Below are 19,664 nucleotides of genomic sequence, written 5' to 3'. Positions count from 1 at the left end.
GAGGCGGAAAGTCGCTCAATCCATGCAAATACACGGCACGCTATAGCGTGGGCCGTCATCGGACTCGGCGATCGAAAGGCCGTGCACTTCGCCGGCGAAGCCCGGAAACCCCACTTCGGTTGCTCGACAGAATTCCAGATAGGTCTCGATCGCGCGCTCCGCACTGCCAAAGCGCTCGCCCGGCATGATGAGTGGGATGCCCGGGGGATACGGCACCAGCATCACGGCGGCGATCCGCCCTTCGAGGGCATCGATCGGCACGTTGTCCACACGTCGACGCACGAGTGCGTCGTAGGCCTCGGCCGGCGTCGTCGCCGCATCCGGAATGGTGGTGTAGATATCCTGCATCAGACGCAGGGCGCCGCGGCGCGCAATCAACTCGTGCATGCGCTGACAGAGATCGCGCAACCCGAGCCCGGCGTAGACCGATTCGTGCTTGGCATACAGCGCGGGAAACACCTGCGCGACCGGCGCGTTGGTATCGAACAGCGCCTTGAACTCGAATAGCTCGGCGAGCAGGCTGCCCCACTTGCCACGGGTGACCCCGATCGAAAACAACACTAGGAAGGAGTACAGGCCGGTCTTTTCGACCACCAGGCCGCGACTCCAGAGAAACCGCGCCACCACGGCCGCCGGTATGCCCCACCCGCCCGACACACCATCCGCACCGATGCCGGGGGTGAGAATCGTGAGCTTGATCGGATCCAGCATCACATGGCCGCTGGCCAGAACATCGAAACCGTGCCAGTCCTCGCCGTGACGCACCCACCAGTCCGCCGGTGCCAGCGTTTGCGCCGGGTTGCCAGCCGCCGTCGGCCCCGGCTCGGCCATCGCCGCGGGCGATTGCCATAGTTGAAACCACCAGTCCTGGCCGCTCAGCTCCCCGGCGACCTGAGCGAAGCGTTCGCGAAACGCCAGGGCTTCGTTGAGCATGTCGTCGATCAACGCCTGACCTCCGGGACCGCGCATCATGCGCGAAGCCACGTCCAGCGACGCGATGATGCCGTACTGCGGCGAGGTGGAGGTATGCATCATGAACGCTTCATTGAAGCGCTCGGCATCATGCGGGTGTTCGTCGGTCTCGCGCACATGCACCATCGACGCCTGCGAGAACGCGGCCAGCAGCTTGTGCGTGGATTGCGTGGCGAACGTGGCCGGCTGGCCCGGGCGCGCGGCGCCATCGGCCATGCCGAAGCGCCCGGCATAGAAGGGATGAAAACGGGCGTAGGCGAACCACGCTTCATCGAAATGCAGCACATCCACGGTCCCAGCCAGCGTCTCGCGCAGGGCATCGACGTCGTAACAGAGCCCGTCATAGGTCGAATTGGTGATTACCGCGAGCCGGGCGTGCGTCTGGCCGGCCGGCACCAGCGGGTGCGCCGCCAGGCGCTCGGCGATTCGCTCGGCGGTGAGTTCCGCACGCGGGATGGGGCCGATGATGCCGTAGGCGTTGCGGGTCGTCGGCAGATAGATCGGTATCGCGCCGGTCATGACGATCGCGTGCAGGATGGACTTGTGGCAGTTGCGATCGACCAGCACCACGTCGCCGCGCGCGACGTTGGCATGCCAGACGATCTTGTTGGCAGTGGACGTACCGTTGGTGACGAAATAGGTGCGATCGGCGCCGAAGGTCTCCGCCGCCTCGCGTTCGGCATCGCCGACCACGCCGGAGTGCTCGAGCAGCGAACCCAACTCCGGCACCGATACCGACAGGTCCGAACGCAGCACGTTCTCACCGAAATATTCGAAAAACGCCCGGCCTACGGGCGACTTGAGAAACGCCACCCCGCCGCTGTGGCCGGGCGTGTGCCAGGAGTACTTGTACTGTTCGCCGTAGCGCACGAGCTCGGCAAAGAACGGCGGCAACAGCCGGTCCAGATATTCGCTGGCCGCTTCCTCGATATGTCCGGCGATGAAGGTCGGCGTATCCTCGAGCTTCCAGAAATACCCGCGCACATGGCGCAGCGCCTCGATGCTGATCGACTTGAGCGCAACCTTGTCGGTGCACAGAAAGATCGGGACCTCGGCATTGCGTGCGCGCACGCGCTCGATCAGCGTCTCGAGCGGTCCGCTCGATGCCACGCCGTCAATATCGCCATTGATGACGACCGTGCTTACTTCCGGATGCGCCTGGATCAGAGCGGCACCATCGGCCGCACTGGCCGCATGCAGCACCGTGTGCAACCCCTCTTCGAGACGAGTTTTCAGGGCATGCACCATCTGACCGCCGGCCCCGGTCTCCCGCCACTCGGGATCAATGATCAGGATCGGGAAATGCTGTCTCCAACTCATGACGAACCACTCGTATTTGATCCGGATCGGGCCCCGTATTCCGGCAGACTGCGGGTTGGCCATCCGCCGTGCGGTTCGATCGGCTTTGCATCGATCCGCGACGGGCAACCGGCACCACAGGCGGCATGTCCGGATCCGGGGCAACCGGCGTGCGCGCAGACGATCGGTTGCACCGGTCGCCTCGCGTACCCGAAGCCGTTTCGGATTTGCCGCCCATACCCGCGTTGCTGCCGGCCTTGGTGAGGCCCGGATGGCTGCGAGAGTCCCTAACCTAGACCGGGCGCGGCGAGGGACTGTTGACCTCGGTCAAACGGGGCGTGGACAAGGCCGCGCGCTCGGACCGCCTGGCGATGACGAGGCGCGGCGCGGGCAAACCCGCGATGCGGCGAACGGCACGGCGCCATTCCGGCGCGGTGCGCGGCCATATCGACGACTCGCGGGGCCGGTTCGTAGTTTGCGCGCGCTCGAGCGGCGCCCGGGCCGTGCCGCGCTTATTTCGCCGCGCCGCGGCGCAATGACTTGGCCGGCGAGCGCCTCGGTTCGGCGAGATCCATCTCCAGCCGATCGAGATCGGCCGCTTCCAGCGTCTCGTGTTCGAGCAGTTCCTGTGCCCCTCGCTCGAGCACGGCGCGATTTTTTTCCAGCGCGGTGTAAACGCGTTCGAACACGTCATGGATGATCGTGCGCACGGCGCGGTCGATGGCATCAGCGGTGTGTTCGCTGAACAGTCGCTGGCCCTGGCCGGGATAGCCGGGGCCGAGATAGCTCGGCCGCTCGTTGTCGTAGGTCACATAACCGAGTTGTTCGTCCATGCCGTAACGCGCGACCATACTGCGCGCGAGATCGGTCGCCTTGGACAGATCATCGGCCGCGCCGGTCGACAGATGCTCGAAGATCAGTTTTTCCGCCGCCCGCCCCCCGAGCAGTACGGCAATCTTGTTCTCCAGTTCCTCGCGCGTCATGAGAAAGCGGTCCTCGATGGGCCGCTGCAGGGTGTAGCCCAACGCGCCGATCCCGCGCGGGATGATCGAGACCTTGTGCACCGGGTCCACGCCGGGCAGCAATCGCGCCATGAGCGCGTGGCCCATCTCGTGGTGGGCCACGATCTCGCGCTCACGCGCGTTCAGGATGCGATTCTTCTTCTCGAGCCCCGCCACAATGCGCTCGATGGCGTTGTTGAAATCGGCCATGGTGACGCTCTCGGCGCGGCGCCGAGTGGCCAGCAGTGCCGCTTCGTTGACCAGATTGGCCAGATCCGCGCCGGTAAAACCGGTGGTGAGGGCCGCCACCTGCTCCAGCGCAACATCCTCGGCGAGCCGAATTTTCTTCGCATGCACCTCAAGGATTTGAATACGCCCGGCCTTGTCGGGTCGATCCACCAGAACCTGGCGGTCGAAACGCCCGGCGCGCAATAACGCCGGATCGAGGACCTCCGGCCGGTTGGTGGCCGCCAGCAGCACCAGGCCCCCGCTCGGGTCGAAACCATCGAGTTCGACCAGCAGTTGATTGAGCGTCTGTTCGCGTTCGTCGTTGCCGCCCTGATTGAACACACCACGGGCACGGCCCAGCGCGTCCAGCTCATCGATGAAGATGATGGCCGGCGCCTTGGCCCGCGCCTGCTGGAACAGATCGCGCACGCGCGCGGCACCCACGCCGACGAACATCTCGACGAATTCGGAGCCGCTGATCGAGAAGAACGGCACCTCCGCCTCGCCGGCCACGGCGCGCGCCAGCAGGGTCTTGCCCGTCCCGGGCGGGCCGACCAGCAGCACGCCCTTGGGGATATGCGCCCCGAGCGTGCCGTAGCGCTTGGGATCCTTGAGAAAATCGATCAGTTCGACCAGTTCCTCCTTGGCCTCGTCCACGCCGGCGACATCATCGAACGCGACCTTGGTATCGGTCTCGACATAAATCTTGGCCCGGCTCTTGCCGACCTGCATGAAACCACCGGCGCCGGCGTTACCGCCCCCCATCCGCCGCATGAGAAAGACCCAGACGGCAAGAAACAAACCCATCGGCAGAATCCACGACAACAGCGCGCCGATCCAGCTCGTATCGGGCGCACCGCGATAGGTCACCCCGGCCTTGTCCAGTTCAGCGCGGATGTCAGGAGGCACCCGCAGGGTCGTGAACCGGCGCTTGCCGTTCTGCGGCTGCTTGAATTCGCCACTGATCGATCGCTGACCGACCACCACGCTCTTGATATGGCCTTGCGTCAGCTCGTGCTGGAACGCGCTGTAGGGCAGTTTGGCCGGCTGCGATCCGCCGGTCGAAAACTGCACCATCGCGATCAACACCAGAACGGGGATCAGCACCGACCAGATATAAGGGTAGAAATTCTTGTTTATATTCATTAAATGCCAGTCCCCGTGATCGATTCGATCGGCCCCGCAGCGCGGGCCGCACCCGACCCGACGTTGCGCTGACCGCGCATGGTCTTCATGCCGTCGTGATCGGCCCCGATTGATTGGCCCCGCCAGGCGAGACGCTGTCCTGCCGGGCGAACCGGATCTCGACCGCGCCGTCCTCGCGCGTGACCTCGAACCCCTCGCACGAGGCATCCACGGGCAGACTGAGACTTCGTGCGAAGTGGCGCTGGTGGCCGGCATGCGACGCGCCACCGCGATGTTCACCGTGCCAGAGACGCGGCCGTTCGCCGGTCAGCAACAGCACGCCATTGTCCACCGACAACCCGATATCGCGGGCCGCGACCCCCGGCAGCTCGATGCGAATCAGGTAGTGCCGGGCGAACCCGCGAATATCCACGCCCAGCATCCAGTCGTCGCCATCCGCCGGCAACGCTCGCGTGACCGCGCCTGTGTCGACGCGATGCCCCGGTGCACGAGGGGTCCGATTCATGCCTGCCTCCGACCGAATACCGCCCGGCGATCGCCGTGCCAATCATTGCATCCTGCACGGCTTGCGACCGCCATGGCTTGATCCGGGTCAATGACACCGCAACCCGCCCGCGGCCGATTGGGGCGACAGTCGATCGCCAACGTCGGTGCGTGCCTACGGCGCCGGCCAGCGCCAGTCGCGGACTTCCGGCATGTCTTCACCGTGGTGCCGGATGTACTGGCGGTGCTGAATCAGCTTGTCGCCCAGCAACCGCTTGAGCCGTGCCGCGCGGGCGTGCGGGCGCGGCAACTGGTCGATGGCATCGATTGCCAGGTGAAAGCGATCGAGTTCGTTGAGCACGGTCATGTCGAACGGCGTGGTGATGGTGCCCTCCTCCTGGTAGCCATGAACGCGCATCCACCGGTTATGCCGCTGATAGGTCAGGCGATGAATCAGCCACGGGTAGCCGTGGAACGCGAACACGACCGGCCGGTCCGTGGTGAACAGATCGTCGAAATCGGCATCGCTCAGGCCATGCGGGTGTTCGCTGGCCGGCTGCAGCTTCATCAGATCGACCACGTTCACCACACGGACGGCGAGTTCCGGCAGATGCTCGCGCAGGATCGAGACGGCCGCCAGCGTCTCGAGCGTGGGCACGTCGCCACAGCAGGCCATCACCAGATCCGGCTCGGCGTCGGCCTCGTTGCCGGCCCATTCCCACACCCCGATGCCCCGGCTGCAGTGCACGATGGCCTCGCCGGCCGCCAGCCATTGCGGTGCCGGGTGCTTGCCGGCGATCACCACATTCACATAGTGGCGGCTGCGCAGACAGTGATCCATCACCGACAATAAACAGTTGCTATCCGGCGGAAGATAGACCCGCACGACTTCGGCCTTCTTGTTCACCACATGATCGATGAAGCCCGGATCCTGGTGCGAGAAGCCATTGTGGTCCTGCCGCCACACATGCGAGGCGATCAGGTAGTTGAGCGATGCCAGACGCGGCCGCCACGGCAGCCGCGCGGTGACCTTCAACCATTTCGCATGCTGGTTGAACATCGAGTCGATAATGTGGATGAAGGCCTCGTAGCAGTTGAACAGGCCGTGGCGGCCGGTCAGCAGGTAGCCTTCGAGCCAGCCCTGGCATTGATGCTCGCTGAGCACCTCCATCACCCGTCCGTCCGGGGCGAGCCATGCATCGTCGTCCCGTATGGCGCCGAGCCACTGCCGCCGGGTCGCCTCGAACACCGCTTCGAGACCATTCGACAACGTTTCGTCGGGGCCGAAGATCCGGAAATTGCGGCGCGCTTCGTTCAGGCGGATCACGTCGCGCAGGAACGGGCCGAGCGCATGGGTATCGCCGATCCCCGGCGTGCCGGGCGCCGGTACATCGACCGCATAGCCGCGGAAATCCGGCATCCGCAGATCGCGTAGCAACAGTCCGCCATTGGCGTGCGGATTGGCCCCCATGCGACGGCCGCCCACCGGCGCCAACTCGGCCAATTCCGGGCGCAGCCTGCCGCCCTCGTCGAACAGCTCGTCCGGGCGATAGCTTTGCAGCCAGGCTTCGAGCTGCGCCAGATGCGCCGGATTGCAGCGCGGATCGGAGATCGGCACCTGATGGGCGCGGAACGTGCCCTCCACGGGTCGACCGTCGACCCGGGCCGGCCCGGTCCACCCTTTGGGCGAGCGCAGCACGAGCATCGGCCAGCGCGGACGTGCGCCGTGGCCGCCCGCCGCGGCCCGCTCGCGGGCGTCGCGCTGGGCGGCGTGGATCTGTTCGATGGCCGCGTCCAGCGCCGTGGCCATGGCCTCATGCATGAGCGCCGGTTCATGGCCGGCGACCACGATCGGCGTCCAGCCGTAGCCGCGCAGCAGCTGATCCAGTTCATCGTCGCCGATGCGCGCCAGAATCGTGGGATTGGCGATTTTGTAGCCGTTAAGATGCAGGATCGGCAACACGGCGCCGTCGGTCGCCGGGTTCAGAAACTTGTTGCCATGCCAGGCCGTCGCCAGCGGCCCGGTCTCGGCCTCGCCATCGCCGATCACGCAGGCGGCAATGAGCGCCGGGTTATCGTAGACGGCGCCGAAGGCATGGCTGAGTGAATAACCCAGCTCGCCACCTTCATGGATCGAGCCGGGGCACTCCGGCGATGCGTGGCTTGGCACGCCGCCGGGAAAAGAGAACTGGACGAACAATTGCCGCAGGCCCGCCTCGTCCCAGCCTACGTTCGGATAGATCTCGCTGTACGTGCCTTCGAGATAGGTGTTCGCGTACACCGCCGGCCCGCCATGCCCCGGGCCGGACAGATAGATCATGTCGAGATCGTGCGCCTTGATCACCCGATTCAGGTGCGCATAGATAAAATTCTGGCCGGGCGTCGTTCCCCAGTGGCCCAGCAGCATGCGCTTGATATCGCCCGGCTCGAGCGGCCGGCGCAGCAATGGATTGTCGAACAGATACATCTGCCCGACCGAGAGATAATTCGCGGCGCGCCAGTAGGCGTCGATGCGCTGCAACAGATCCGCGTCAAGCGTGGTCATCCCGTCTTTCCTTGCCGGGCGCGCGGAACGAATCCGGCGCCGCGCCGACCGGCGTCGCCGTCATTGCGTGTCTTGCCACGGGGGCCGCGAACGCGGGGCAATCGAAATCCCGCGGGCAGCACCCGCCCCACAGGGTATGGTCATCGCCTGCCCAAGCGCGTCAGCGGCCTTCAACGGCCGCCTCTCAAGGCGGGGCATCGAGCGCGTGTCCGCGCAGGGCCGTCACGACGGCGATCCGGTGCCCACGCGAACGCCACGGCTGCTATCGCTTCCATGCCGCGCGTCGCGCGCGACACTGCGGTCGCCACGGGCAATCGTATTCTTCGCACATGTTGCGTTCGTCGGTGCCGAAACAGGGAATCCCGCCGCGGCGAACCTGCTCGGCCCAGATCGCCCAGCGCCGGTGGGCGGCATCCGGCTCGCCGTGCAATACGGCGATTCGATCGTCGTAGACCTGTTGAAACTGCGTCGTTCGTGGCATGCCCATACTCCTCGCACGCGGCGGGCGCAAAAACCGGCACCCGCGAAAATCGAAGCTCCGCATCAAAGCTACGCCGGGGCTCCAAGAGGGGTTTTGAGCGAGATCAAAAACGCCGGCGCCAATAACGCAATCGATCAGCGCCCCGGGCCGGCGCGCTCGTAGATTTCGAGGTAGCGCGCGGCACTGGCCTGCCAGCTGAAATCCCGGGCCATGCCGGCGCGCTGCAGGCGCCGCCATTGATGCGGCCGGGCGAACCACGCGAGCGCCCGGTCCAGCGCGTGAATATAGGCATCTTCCGTGGCCGGCTGAAATACGAAGCCGGTGGCGTGGCCGGCCGCGAGCGTCGTGTCGTCGGTGTCGGTGACGCTGTCGGCCAGACCGCCGCAACGATGCACCAGCGGCGGCGTGCCGTAACGCTGGCTGTACATCTGATTCAGACCGCAGGGCTCGAACCGTGACGGCATGAGAAACAGATCGGCCCCGGCCTCGATGCGATGCGCCAGCCCTTCGTCGAACTCGAGCCGGACGGCCACCGCCTCCGGGTGCAGGGCGGCCATATCCCGCAGTTGCGCCTCGAGTGCCGGGTCGCCGCGCCCTAGCAATGCGAGTTGACCGCCACGTTCGAGCAACCGCGGCAACCCGGCCGTCACCAGGTCGATTCCCTTCTGCGCCACGAGCCGGGAGATCACGCCGCACAACGGTGCGTCGGCCCGTTCGGCCAAGCCCAGTTCGCGCTGGAGGGCGGCCTTGCAGATCGCTTTGCCGCCCAGGTCGTCGACGTCGAAACTCGCGGGCAAATGCCGATCGTCGGCCGGGTTCCAGACATCCACATCCAACCCGTTCAGGACGCCGGACAGGCGATCGCCGCGGGCCTGAAGCAGACCGTCCAGACCCTGGCCCGATTGCGGCGTCCGGATCTCATCGGCATAAGTCGGGCTCACCGTGGTCACGCTGTCCGCGAATGCCAGCCCTCCCTTGATGAACGCGAGTTGACCATAGAACTCAAGCGCATCCGGGTGCCAGAGCCAGGCCGGCAAGTCCAGCCGTTCCCGGGTCCGGGGCTCGAACAGGCCGCGATACGCCAGGTTATGGATCGTGAATACAGTTGTTGCGGGAATGCGCTCGAGCATGGCATGCACCGGCGCCAGTCCGGTTTGCCAATCGTTGCAGTGCAGCACATCGGCCTGCCAGGCCAGCCCCGCGCGCCCGCCGGCCAGCCGTGCCGCGATGTGCGAGAACGTCCCGAAACGATAGGCATTGTCGGGCCAATCCTGCATCTGTTGATCGTGGTACGGATTGCCGCGCCGGTCGCCGAAGCCCGGCAGGTCGACCAGCCAGGTTTGCAGTCCGCTCGAATCGGCGGGCGCCGTCAACAGCCGCGCCCCGGCAACCGGGGCACGGAACGCCGACACCGGGGTCCAGCCGGCGTGTTGCGCCAGAATATCGCCATAGGCCGGGAGCAGCAGACGCACGTCGTGGCCGGCCGCGGCGAGTGCCTGCGGCAGGCTACCGGCCACATCCGCCAGCCCGCCAGTCTTGATCCAGGGGACCGCCTCGCTGGCGACGAACAGTATGCGCCAGCGCGCGCCGCGCCGGTTTGGCGCCGCCGTCACGAGCGCCGATCCCGCTGCAGAATCAGCCCACCCAGGGGCGGCAGGGTCAGCACCACAGAGTGCGTTTGGCCCATGCAAGCAACGGGTTCGCTGATCACGCCGCCCAGGTTACCCACATCGCCGCCGCCGTAGATGGCCGCGTCGGAGTTGAAACACTCCCGATAGCGGCCGGCCTCGGGCACCCCGAGCCGATATCCGGGGCGCGCCTCGGGGGTGAAATTCAGCACCACCAGGACTTCCCGATCACCATCGCAACGGCGATAGGCGATGATCGAGTGCACCGCGTCGTCACAATCGAGCCAGGCAAAGCCGTCGGGCTGGAAATCACGACGATGCAGGGCCGGCTCCGCGCTGTACAGACGCCCCAGATCGCCGACCAGGGTCGCGATGCCCCGCCGCTCGGGTTCGTCAAGCAGAAAATGCGGCAGGGCAAGCTGGTCGTTCCATTCCCAGGGATTGGCCATCTCGGCGCCCATGAACAGCAGTTTCTTGCCCGGGTAGGTGAACTGATAGGTGTAAAGCAGCCGCAGGTTCGCGCGTTTCTGCCACGGGTCGCCGGCCATCTTGCCGTAAAGCGCGCCTTTTTCGTGCACTACTTCGTCGTGCGACAGCGGGAGCACGAAATTCTCGTTAAAGGCGTACAGCAGACCGAACGTGAGCTCCTTGTGGTGATAGGCGCGGTGAACGGGCGCCCGGTGCAGATAATCCAGCGTGTCGTGCATCCAGCCCATGTTCCATTTCATGGAAAACCCGAGCCCGCCAGCCTCGGGCGGGCGCGACACGCCCGGCCAGCTGGTGGATTCCTCGGCGATGGTGACACTGCCGGGACATTCGCCATGGGTCAGGATATTGAGGCTGCGCAGGAATTCGATGGCCTCGATATCCTCGTTGCCGCCGTGCTGGTTGCGCCGCCAGCGATCGGGCGCGCGGGCATAGTCGAGATACAGCATCGACGCCACCCCGTCGACACGCAGGCCATCGAAGTGAAACTCCTGCAGCCAGTACAACGCACTCGACAACAGGAAACTGCGCACCTCGGGCCGCCCGTAATCGAATTGCAATGTGCCCCACTCCGGGTGTTCGCCGCGCAGCGGGTCGGCATGCTCGTACAGGGGGCTGCCGTCGAAGCGAGCCAGACCGAAGTCGTCGCGCGGGAAATGGCCCGGCACCCAGTCCAGATACACGCCGATGCCGGCTTGATGGCATCGGTCGACGAAGTAGCGCAGGTCGTCCGGTTCGCCGTAGCGGCTGGTGGGCGCGAAATAACCCGTCGGCTGGTAGCCCCAGGACGCATCGAAGGGGTGTTCGGTCAGGGGCATGATCTCGATATGCGTCATGCCGAGATCGCGCACATACGGCAACAAGCGGTCGGCGAGCTGCCGATAATCGAGAAACCGGCCGTCGGGCTCACGCTGCCAGCAGCCCAGATGCACTTCATAGATCGCGATCGGCGCCGTTTGCCAGTCGCGACGCGCGGCCATCCAGTCCTGGTCGCCCCAGACATGCCGCGATGGCCCGGTCACGATCGCCGCAGTCGCCGGACGTCGTTCGAATCGCCGGCCATAGGGATCGGTCTTGGCGCGTACGCGATCCTCGGTATCGCGGATCTCGAACTTGTATAGCGCGCCTTCGGCCAGCCCGGGGACGAAAAGCTCCCATACGCCACTTCGGCTATGAATACGCATGGGATGCGCGTGACCATCCCAGCGATTGAAGTCGCCGATCACACTCACGCGCGCGGCCCGCGGCGCCCAGACGGCAAAACGCGTGCCTTCGATGCCCTGATCGGTTGCGAGATGCGCGCCGAGCAAGCGCCAGGCCTGCGTATGCTCACCCGCGTTGAAGCGCGCCAGATCGGCCGCGTGCAATAGCGAGGCGAAGGCATAGGCGTCGTGCTGCTCATGCCGGTGGCCGTATTCGTCGACCCAACGCAGCCGGTAGTCGTCCGGCAACCGGCCATCGGCGCCGCGCCAGACGAACAGTGCGGAATCGCCATGGCGCTCCATCGGCTCGTTCAAGGGCATGAGCCAGGCCTGCTGAGCATGCGGCAGGAAGGCGCGAACCAGTTCGCCCTCCGCGTCCACGTGCCGCCCGAGCAGTCGATGCGGATCGTGCAGGCGCGCATCCAGCAGCCGGATCAGTGGTTCGTCCTGTGCGTCAGTCACAACGTTTGCGCCCCGGGTCGAATTGTGCATCCCACTTTGCAAGATAGTCCCTCGCACGATTTTGCGCGAGATCAACCCGGCGGGCCCATTTTGGACTAATCTCGATGTTGCGGGCTCATCGGAGGGTAAGGCGGTCATGACTGCAGAAAAACAACCGGCGCATGCGAATCGTTTCATCAGTCTGGTTACACGCGACACCCTCGCCATGGTGCTGGCCGGCGGCCGCGGTACCCGGCTCGGCGGCCTGACCCGACGCCGGGCCAAGCCCGCCGTGCCCTTCGGCGGCGAGTTCCGGATCATCGATTTCGTTCTGTCGAACTGTATCAATTCCGGCATCCGGCGCGTTTCGGTGCTCACCCAATACATGGCGCATCCATTGATCCGCCACATGCATCAGGCCTGGGGCTTTCTGCGCGGCGAGTTCGGTGAGTTCGTCGAAGTGGTGCCGGCCCAGCAACGCATGGGCGAAGCCTGGTATCTCGGCACCGCCGACGCGGTCTACCAGAATCTGGACATCATCGCCGAACACGAGCCGCAGTTCGTGCTGGTGTTGGGCGGCGACCATGTCTACAAGATGGATTACGGCCCGATGCTGGGCTTCCACGTCAGCCACGATGCCGACGTCACGGTCGGCTGCGTCGATGTGACGCTGGCCGAAGCCCGCGGGTTCGGCGTGATGTCGATCGATGACGAACAACGCGTCGTCGCCTTCGACGAAAAACCCGCCGAGCCGACCTCGATGCCCGGCCAGCCCGATCGCGCTCTTGCCTCCATGGGCATTTATGTTTTCAGCACCCGCTACCTCATCGAAATGCTCGAGGCCGATGCCCGCGATCCGGACTCGAGCCGCGATTTCGGCAAGGATATTCTGCCGCGCGCGGTGACCGAAGCCCATGGCGTGTATGCCTATCACTTCAACAAGAACGCCGAGGCCGGCACCGGCTACTGGCGCGACGTCGGCACCCTGGACGGCTATTGGCGCGCCAATCTCGAACTGATCAACGTAACGCCGGAACTCAATCTCTACGACAGCGACTGGCCGATCTGGACCTATCAGGAACAGGTGCCGCCGGCCAAGTTCGTGTTCGACGATCACGGGCGGCGCGGCGAAGCCGTCAACTCCATGGTCGCCGGGGGCTGCATCGTCTCCGGCGCGACCGTACGCCGTTCGCTGTTGTTCTCCAGCGTGCTGGTCGCCGAACGCAGCGTGATCGAGGATTCGGTGATTCTGCCCGACGTGGTCGTCGGCGCCGACTGCCGGATCTGCAACGCCGTGATCGACAGCGACTGCCATATTCCGGACGGCACTCGGATCGGCATCGACGAGACCGCCGATTTCCGTCGTTTTGAAGTCACCGACGAAGGCATTGTGCTGGTGACCCGGGAGGCGCTCCTCAATGACTGAAGCCGCACTGTCACCGCTTCAGATCGTGTTGTGCTGGCACATGCACCAGCCGGATTATTTCGATCCGACCAGCGGACGATTCCAGGATCCCTGGACTTACCTGCATGCCACCAAGGATTACGTGGACATGGTCGCGCATCTGGAAGCGCACCCCGATGTTCGCGCGGTGGTGAATTTTTCGCCGGTTCTGCTGGAGCAGATCGAGGCGTACGCCACCGACCTCGCCGCCGTCGCGGTCGGCGGCGGGCCGATTCACGATCCCCTGCTGGCCGCGCTCCAGCAACCGCTGATTCCCAACGAACGCGAAGAGCGGCTGATGCTGCTCCGGGCCTGTCTGCGCGGCGCGGAAAACCCGTTGTTCGCGCATTTCCCCGTGTATCAGAAACTGGTCGATACGGCGCGTCACATGCTCGCCCAGCCGGATGAGATCAGTTATCTGCACGATCAGTTCTTCGTCGATCTGCTGGTCTGGTACCACCTCGGCTGGATCGGCGAAACGGTGCGGCGCACGGATCAGCGCGTACAGGATTTGCTGGCGCATCAACGCCACTACAGCATGCTGCAATGCCGCACGCTGGTCGCGGTGATCAGTGAACTGATCACGAACGTGGTGGACCGGTACCGGGCGCTCGCCGATGCCGGCCGCATCGAGCTGTCGATCACGCCGTACAGCCACCCTATTCTGCCGCTGCTGCTGGACCTCAACAGCGCGCGCGCCGCCTGGCCGGAATGCCCGATGCCGCTGAGCGCCGCCTACCCGGAAGGCGAAACCCGGGCGCGCTGGCAGCTCGCCCGGGCGCGTGAAACCTTCGAACGGTTCTTCGGCAAACCACCAGTCGGCTGCTGGCCGGCCGAAGGCGGCGTCTGCCGGCGCAGTGTGGCACTGGCAGGCGAGGCCGGCTTCGACTGGGTGGCCAGCGGCCAGGCCGTGCTTCGCCATAGCCTCGGCGCCGACGAACCGGGCGCGGAGGCGCTCTATCGCGCCTACCGCCTGGACCCGGACGGACCGGCTTGCTTCTTTCGCGATGATGCATTGGCCGACGCCATCGGTTTCGTCTATCGCGACTGGCATGCCGACGACGCCGTGGCCGATCTCGTTGAGCGCCTGGAGACGATCGACGCCGGGCGAACGGATGACGGTCCCATGGTGGTGCCGATCATTCTCGACGGTGAAAACGCCTGGGAATACTACCCTGACAACGGCTACCATTTTCTCGATGCGCTCTACACCGCGCTGGCGGCCCACGAGCGCCTTGCCACCACCACCTTTTCGGGCTATCTGGCTGAACATGGCGAGGCCACCACCCGCTTGCCGCGACTCGTCGCCGGCAGCTGGGTCTACGGCACGTTCTCGACCTGGATCGGGGACAGCGAGAAAAATCGGGCGTGGGACATGCTGGCGGCCGCCAAGCATGTGTTCGACCAGTCAGCGCCGGCGCTGGACGAGGCCACTCGCGCGGCGGCGGAGCGCCAACTCTCGCTGTGCGAGGCCTCGGACTGGTTCTGGTGGTTCGGCGGCGACAGTGCGGCCGATACGGTGACCCACTTCGAACGGCTGTTCCGGGTACATCTGGCGGCGCTGTATCAACTCCTGGGTCGCGATCCACCGGATACGCTGGCGCATGTGTTCACGCATGGCGTAAGCCGGGGCCACGTGGATACCATGCGTCGCGCCCACTGACGATCATGCGGCAAGCGCTCGATGTACGACGCAGCGGCGTCCTGCTGCACCCGACCTCGCTGCCCGGGCCCGGCGCACAGGGCCGCCTGGGCGCCGAGGCCGTGCGGTTCTGCGATTTTCTCTGCGCTGCGGGCTTCAGCGTGTGGCAGACGCTGCCACTGAACCCGCGCGATGAGACGGGCAGCCCCTATCGCAGTGCCTCGGTATTCGCGATCGACCCGACGCTGATCGACCCCGCCGATGCATGCGCGGCCGGCGATCCGGCCCATCTGTCCTCGTTTGTCGCCGCACAGCATTACTGGCTGCCGAATTATGCCCTTTACATGGCGCTGCGACAGGAACACCGCCGGCCCTGGTATGAGTGGCCGCCCGGCCTGCGCAATCGCGAACCCCGGGCGCTTGAGGCGGCCGGCAAGCGCCATGCCGAGCGCATTCACGCCATCTACCGGCGCCAGTATCGCTGCCACCGCGCCTGGTCGCAGCTCCGTGAACAGGCGCACCAGCGCGGCATCCGGCTATTCGGCGATCTGTCGTTTTTCGTCGCCTACGATAGCGCCGACGTCTGGGCGCAGCGTCCACTGTTCCAGCTCGACGACCAGGGCCGCATGACCGCCAATACCGGCGTGCCGCCGGATTATTTTTCCGCTGGCGGGCAGCTCTGGGGCATGCCGCATTACGACTGGACGGCGATGCGGGCAAACGGCTGGCAGTGGTGGATCGAACGCCTGCGGCGCCAACTGGCCCTGTTCGATCTCGTGCGGCTGGATCATTTCCGCGGTCTGGTCGCCGCCTGGCAGGTGCCGATCGACAGCCCGGACGCGGCCACCGGCCAGTGGGCGCCCGGCCCGGGCGCGGCGCTGCTCGCGGGTCTGACCGCGGCGCTCGGCCCGCTGCCGCTGGTGGCCGAAGATCTGGGCCAGATCACCGCGGACGTCGACCAGTTACGTCATCGTGCCGGCCTGGCGGGCATGCGGGTGATGCAGTTCGCATTCGGCGGCGGAGCCGACAATGTGCACTTATCGCACAACCACGTCCCGCAGACCGTCGTCTACAGCGGAACGCACGACAACAATACGCTGGTCGGCTGGTGGACCGAGGACTGCAGCGACGCGGTTCAACAGCACGCCCGGGATTATCTGGGCGGCCCGGCGGACGTACCCGCGGCGCTGCGACGTGAAGTGCTGGCTTCGGTTGCACAACTGGCCATATTGCCGATGCAGGATCTGCTGGGCCTGGGCGCCGGGGCCCGCATGAATCGTCCCGGCACCGCGGTCGGAAACTGGTCGTGGCAACTCGATCAGGTGCCGGACGACGGCCATACGAGCGCCGAATATCGATCGCTCAACCAGCTGTACGGTCGCCTGGTGCCCGGCTAGGGCCTTAGAGCCAGCGCATCAGGCCGGTCTCGAACGGATGCGCCAGCATCGGATGACAAGGATAGGCTCGCACCTGATACTCATAGAGCCCCGGCACCTCGATGGGTTCGGCCAGTCGATAGATCGCGGTCCCGTTGTCGCCGTTTTCGGGCACCAGGCGACAGCAGATCGCCGACTCGGTCTCGCCGTCGTCGCGGACGCGGGTCATCACGCATTCAAGCTGCAGGTCATCGGCCCCCAGGCCCTGAAGTTCGACCGCGACATGCAATTCCAGCGTATCCCCGCTGTCGATCTGCTCGGCACGCCCATTGCTGCGACTGAGCGTCACGCCCGGCCAGGCCTGCGCTACGCGTTGTTTCCAGGCGACCAGATCGGCCGCGGGCTGGCCGTCGTCTTCTGCGAGCCGGCGGCCGTGGCGAGTGGCCGGAAGATACAGGTTTTCGATGTAATCGAGCAGCATGCGCTGGGCATTGAAACGCGGCAGCACGGTATAAATCGCGGCCTTGGCACGCGCTATCCAGCCGGGTGAATAACCCAGGTCGCCACGGTTGAAATAAAGGGGCACCACCTCGTCTTCCAGCAGATCGAGCAGGTCTTCGGCTTCGTAGTGGTCGCGCCGGTCGGGATCGCTGTGGCTGTAGGGCGTGATGCCCCAGCCGTTGTCGCCCTGAAACCCCTCGCCCCACCAGCCGTCGAGGACACTCACATTGAGCGCGCCGTTGAGCGCTGCCTTCTGGCCCGACGTACCACAGGCCTCCATCGGGTATAAAGGCGTATTGAGCCAGACGTCCGCGCCGGCCACGAGCTGGCGGCCCAGCGCCAGGTCATAATCCTCCAGTACGAACAACCGGCCCGCGAATTGCGGCTTTCTCGAATACTCCACGAGCGTGCGGATCAGTGCCTGGCCGGGTTCGTCCGCAGGATGAGCCTTGCCCGCAAACAGCAGGATGACCGGCCGCTCGGCGTCATTGAGCAACGCCGCCAGCCGGTCCGGATCGCGCAGCAGCAACGTCGCCCGCTTGTAGGTGGCGAACCGCCGCGCGAACACCATGACCATGGGATCGCGTCCGAAGGTGGGCCGCAGCACCGCCAGCCGGCGCTCGATATGGGCGTCGCCGACGCCTTGGCGCCGATACTGGCGCGTCAGACACCGGGCGACGTAATCCAGCATATCGGCCTTGATCGACATGCGCTGGAGCCAGAACTGCTGATCGGGGATGGATTCGACCAGATTGCGCCAGAAATGGTGGTCGCACTGCCGAACGCGCCAGCCCGGCGCATGCATGTCAAAGAAATAACTCCATTGCCGCGACAGAAAAGTCTGCACGTGTACCCCGTTGGTCACGTACTGCAACGGCGACTCATCAACCGGCACCTGGGGCCAGATATGGCTCTCCATCCCGGCCGTCACGCCGCGGTGGATACGACTCACCGCGTTCTGATAACGCGACGTGCGCAGCGCCAGCGTGGTCATGTTGAAGGCCGCGTCGTTCTGCTCGCTCTGCCCGAGTGCGAGCAACTCATCAAGATCGAGGTTCATGGCCCTGGCATACGGGCCAAGGTAGGTCGCCGCCAGATCGGGCTCGAACACATCATGCCCGGCCGCTACCGGCGTATGGGTGGTGAAAACGGTCGCACCGGCCACCTGCTCCATAGCGGCCTCGAAGCGCATGCCGGCTTCGATCGCCTCGCGGCAGCGCTCGATCATCAGAAACGCCGCATGCCCTTCATTGACGTGCCACACCGACGGCTTCAGTCCGAGGGCGCGCAGGGCGCGCACGCCACCGACACCGAGGATCAGCTCTTGCTCGATCCGGCGGCGCCGGTCGCCGCCATAGAGTTGAAAAGTGATCGAGCAATCGGACCTGGCATTGTCGGCGACATCGGTATCGAGCAGGTAAAGTGCCAGATGGCCGATCTCGGCCTTCCATATCTGGACCGCCACCTCGCGATCCGGGAACGGCACAGTGATCTGCAGCGGCTCGCCATCATCCCCATCGACCCGCATAATCGGCAGATCGCGCAGATCATGGGGCTGAAATATCGCATTCTGGGTGCCGTCGCGCTCGATCTGCTGCCGGAAATAGCCCTGTCGATACATCAGGCCCACGGCCACGAAAGGCAGCCCCAGCCCGCTGGCCGCCTTGCAATGATCTCCGGCCAGAATACCCAGCCCGCCGGAATAGATGGGCAGACTCTCATGCAGCCCGTACTCGGCGCAGAAATAGGCGATCAAGCCGTCTTCCGCCCCCATCTTTTCCGCCACAAGCGCTGACGGTGTCCGGGTCTGATCCCGGTAAGTGCGGAACAGGCCGAGCACATACTGGTATTCCTCGAGAAACGCCGCGTTTCCGGCCAGCTCGGCCAGGCGCTCCTGCGAAATACGGCGCAGAAAAACCTTGGGATTGTGACCGCATCGCTCCCACAGGGCCGTATCCATGCGCCAGAAAAGACCGCGGATATGACGGTCCCACGCATAGAGCAGGTTCTCGGATAGCGCCTTGAGCTCCGACAACGCATCCGGCAACCGCGCCTGAACTTCCAGAACATACTTCTGACCTGACATGCCGTTACCCTTGCGCACTCCGGAGTGACCGCCAATGGGCCATCCGATAATCGAAACAGACACTCAATATATAGCCTGCGCGAGACAACACATCCCCTTTTTGCAAGATAAATGTGTTCATCCGCGCCCGACATCCCCTCCAGCGCCGGGATCGCCCCGTGCCACCCGACGTGGTGAGGTTCCGCCGGAGCCATCCTCCCGAAGAAATCGTGCCCGGCAAACCGCGGGCGACCGCAACGCCGCACGCTCGCGGCGGCGACAAGCCGTAGCCTGTCAGCCAATCATTTCAGCACGGCGGCGACGCACACTTGATACACGTCAACCCAGCCACAGCCGGTTAGTGCAGCATCGCTCGTGTAATTCGGTCTGGGCCGGAAAAGGTCACAGGCCACTCGGTATCCCCTCGCCGGATTTGTTAAAGCTACGCTCGAAAGTGATATACAGGCGGGGTTGAAATAGTCGGCAACGGGGCCCCTCGGTTTCCGGAAAGTCAACGCCCAGGTGTCTCCGACCACCGCCATCAGTGCTGCTGGGTCGACGAGACCGCGAACGTCCTGAACAACAAATCGCCGAAGAAAACCCAGCCCAAGGCCAAGTCGGCGCAGCAGGCGATCTGGATGGCCGGGACCCGCGCCGATGCCGACACCGCCTTCGATGCCTTTATTGGCGCCTACTGTCGTAGACGGCATTGAGCAGACGCGCG

At 65.1% G+C, this 19,664-nt stretch carries 11 protein-coding genes; 3 read left to right on the top strand and 8 right to left on the bottom strand.

The features are described 5' to 3' along the window. Nucleotides 1–15: 15 nt before the first annotated feature. The 7 genes from SALB1_RS14580 to glgB all read right to left on the bottom strand — a co-directional run bounded on the left by SALB1_RS14580 (nucleotide 16) and on the right by glgB (nucleotide 11,963). A complete protein-coding gene (locus SALB1_RS14580) occupies nucleotides 16–2,292 on the bottom strand; it encodes an Orn/Lys/Arg decarboxylase N-terminal domain-containing protein (protein ID WP_109995469.1) in 2,277 nt (758 codons plus the stop codon). A 491-nt stretch (nucleotides 2,293–2,783) separates the two neighbouring features. Further along, nucleotides 2,784–4,646 carry an ATP-dependent zinc metalloprotease FtsH gene (gene ftsH / locus SALB1_RS14575; RefSeq protein ID WP_109994509.1) on the bottom strand — a complete coding sequence of 621 codons (1,863 nt, stop codon included), beginning with the start codon at nucleotides 4,644–4,646 and terminating at the stop codon, nucleotides 2,784–2,786. Nucleotides 4,647–4,731: 85 nt separating this feature from the next. Further along, nucleotides 4,732–5,151, bottom strand: coding sequence for an Hsp20/alpha crystallin family protein (locus SALB1_RS14570; protein WP_109994508.1), 420 nt, complete (start codon nucleotides 5,149–5,151; stop codon nucleotides 4,732–4,734). Nucleotides 5,152–5,304: 153 nt separating this feature from the next. Then, nucleotides 5,305–7,674, bottom strand: a complete 2,370-nt coding sequence (locus SALB1_RS14565) for a phosphoketolase (RefSeq protein WP_109994507.1) — start codon at nucleotides 7,672–7,674, stop codon at nucleotides 5,305–5,307. A gap of 262 nt (nucleotides 7,675–7,936) precedes the next feature. Further along, nucleotides 7,937–8,155: a hypothetical protein gene (locus SALB1_RS14560; RefSeq protein ID WP_145961334.1), complete on the bottom strand. Its 219-nt coding sequence runs from the start codon at nucleotides 8,153–8,155 to the stop codon at nucleotides 7,937–7,939. Nucleotides 8,156–8,289: 134 nt separating this feature from the next. Continuing rightward, complete coding sequence (glgA, locus tag SALB1_RS14555) at nucleotides 8,290–9,768, bottom strand: glycogen synthase GlgA (protein WP_109994505.1); 1,479 nt, start codon at nucleotides 9,766–9,768, stop codon at nucleotides 8,290–8,292. Continuing rightward, entirely contained in the window at nucleotides 9,765–11,963 is a 2,199-nt protein-coding gene (gene glgB, locus SALB1_RS14550; RefSeq protein ID WP_109994504.1) for a 1,4-alpha-glucan branching protein GlgB, read from the bottom strand. The genes glgA and glgB overlap by 4 nt, the downstream gene beginning before the upstream one ends. A 106-nt stretch (nucleotides 11,964–12,069) precedes the next feature. Between glgB and glgC the strand changes: the two genes are divergently transcribed. Genes glgC through malQ form a run of 3 tightly spaced genes read left to right on the top strand, consistent with a single transcriptional unit; the run spans nucleotide 12,070 to nucleotide 16,395 of the window. Continuing rightward, a complete protein-coding gene (glgC, locus tag SALB1_RS14545) occupies nucleotides 12,070–13,338 on the top strand; it encodes a glucose-1-phosphate adenylyltransferase (RefSeq protein ID WP_109994503.1) in 1,269 nt (422 codons plus the stop codon). Continuing rightward, entirely contained in the window at nucleotides 13,331–15,019 is a 1,689-nt protein-coding gene (locus SALB1_RS14540) for a glycoside hydrolase family 57 protein (protein WP_109994502.1), read from the top strand. Before glgC ends, SALB1_RS14540 begins: the two co-directional genes overlap by 8 nt. A 5-nt stretch (nucleotides 15,020–15,024) precedes the next feature. Continuing rightward, a complete protein-coding gene (malQ, locus tag SALB1_RS14535) occupies nucleotides 15,025–16,395 on the top strand; it encodes a 4-alpha-glucanotransferase (RefSeq protein ID WP_109994501.1) in 1,371 nt (456 codons plus the stop codon). 4 nt (nucleotides 16,396–16,399) lie between these two features. Here the strand turns inward: malQ and glgP are convergent, their stop codons facing one another. Beyond that, nucleotides 16,400–18,961 (bottom strand): alpha-glucan family phosphorylase, encoded by a 2,562-nt coding sequence (glgP, locus tag SALB1_RS14530; RefSeq protein ID WP_109995468.1) that lies wholly within the window; start codon nucleotides 18,959–18,961, stop codon nucleotides 16,400–16,402. Between the last annotated feature and the right edge of the window lie 703 nt (nucleotides 18,962–19,664).

The sequence above is a fragment of the Salinisphaera sp. LB1 genome, assembly GCF_003177035.1.
In the GTDB taxonomy this organism is placed as follows: domain Bacteria; phylum Pseudomonadota; class Gammaproteobacteria; order Nevskiales; family Salinisphaeraceae; genus Salinisphaera.
This window is presented reverse-complemented; position numbering and strand designations above follow the sequence as displayed.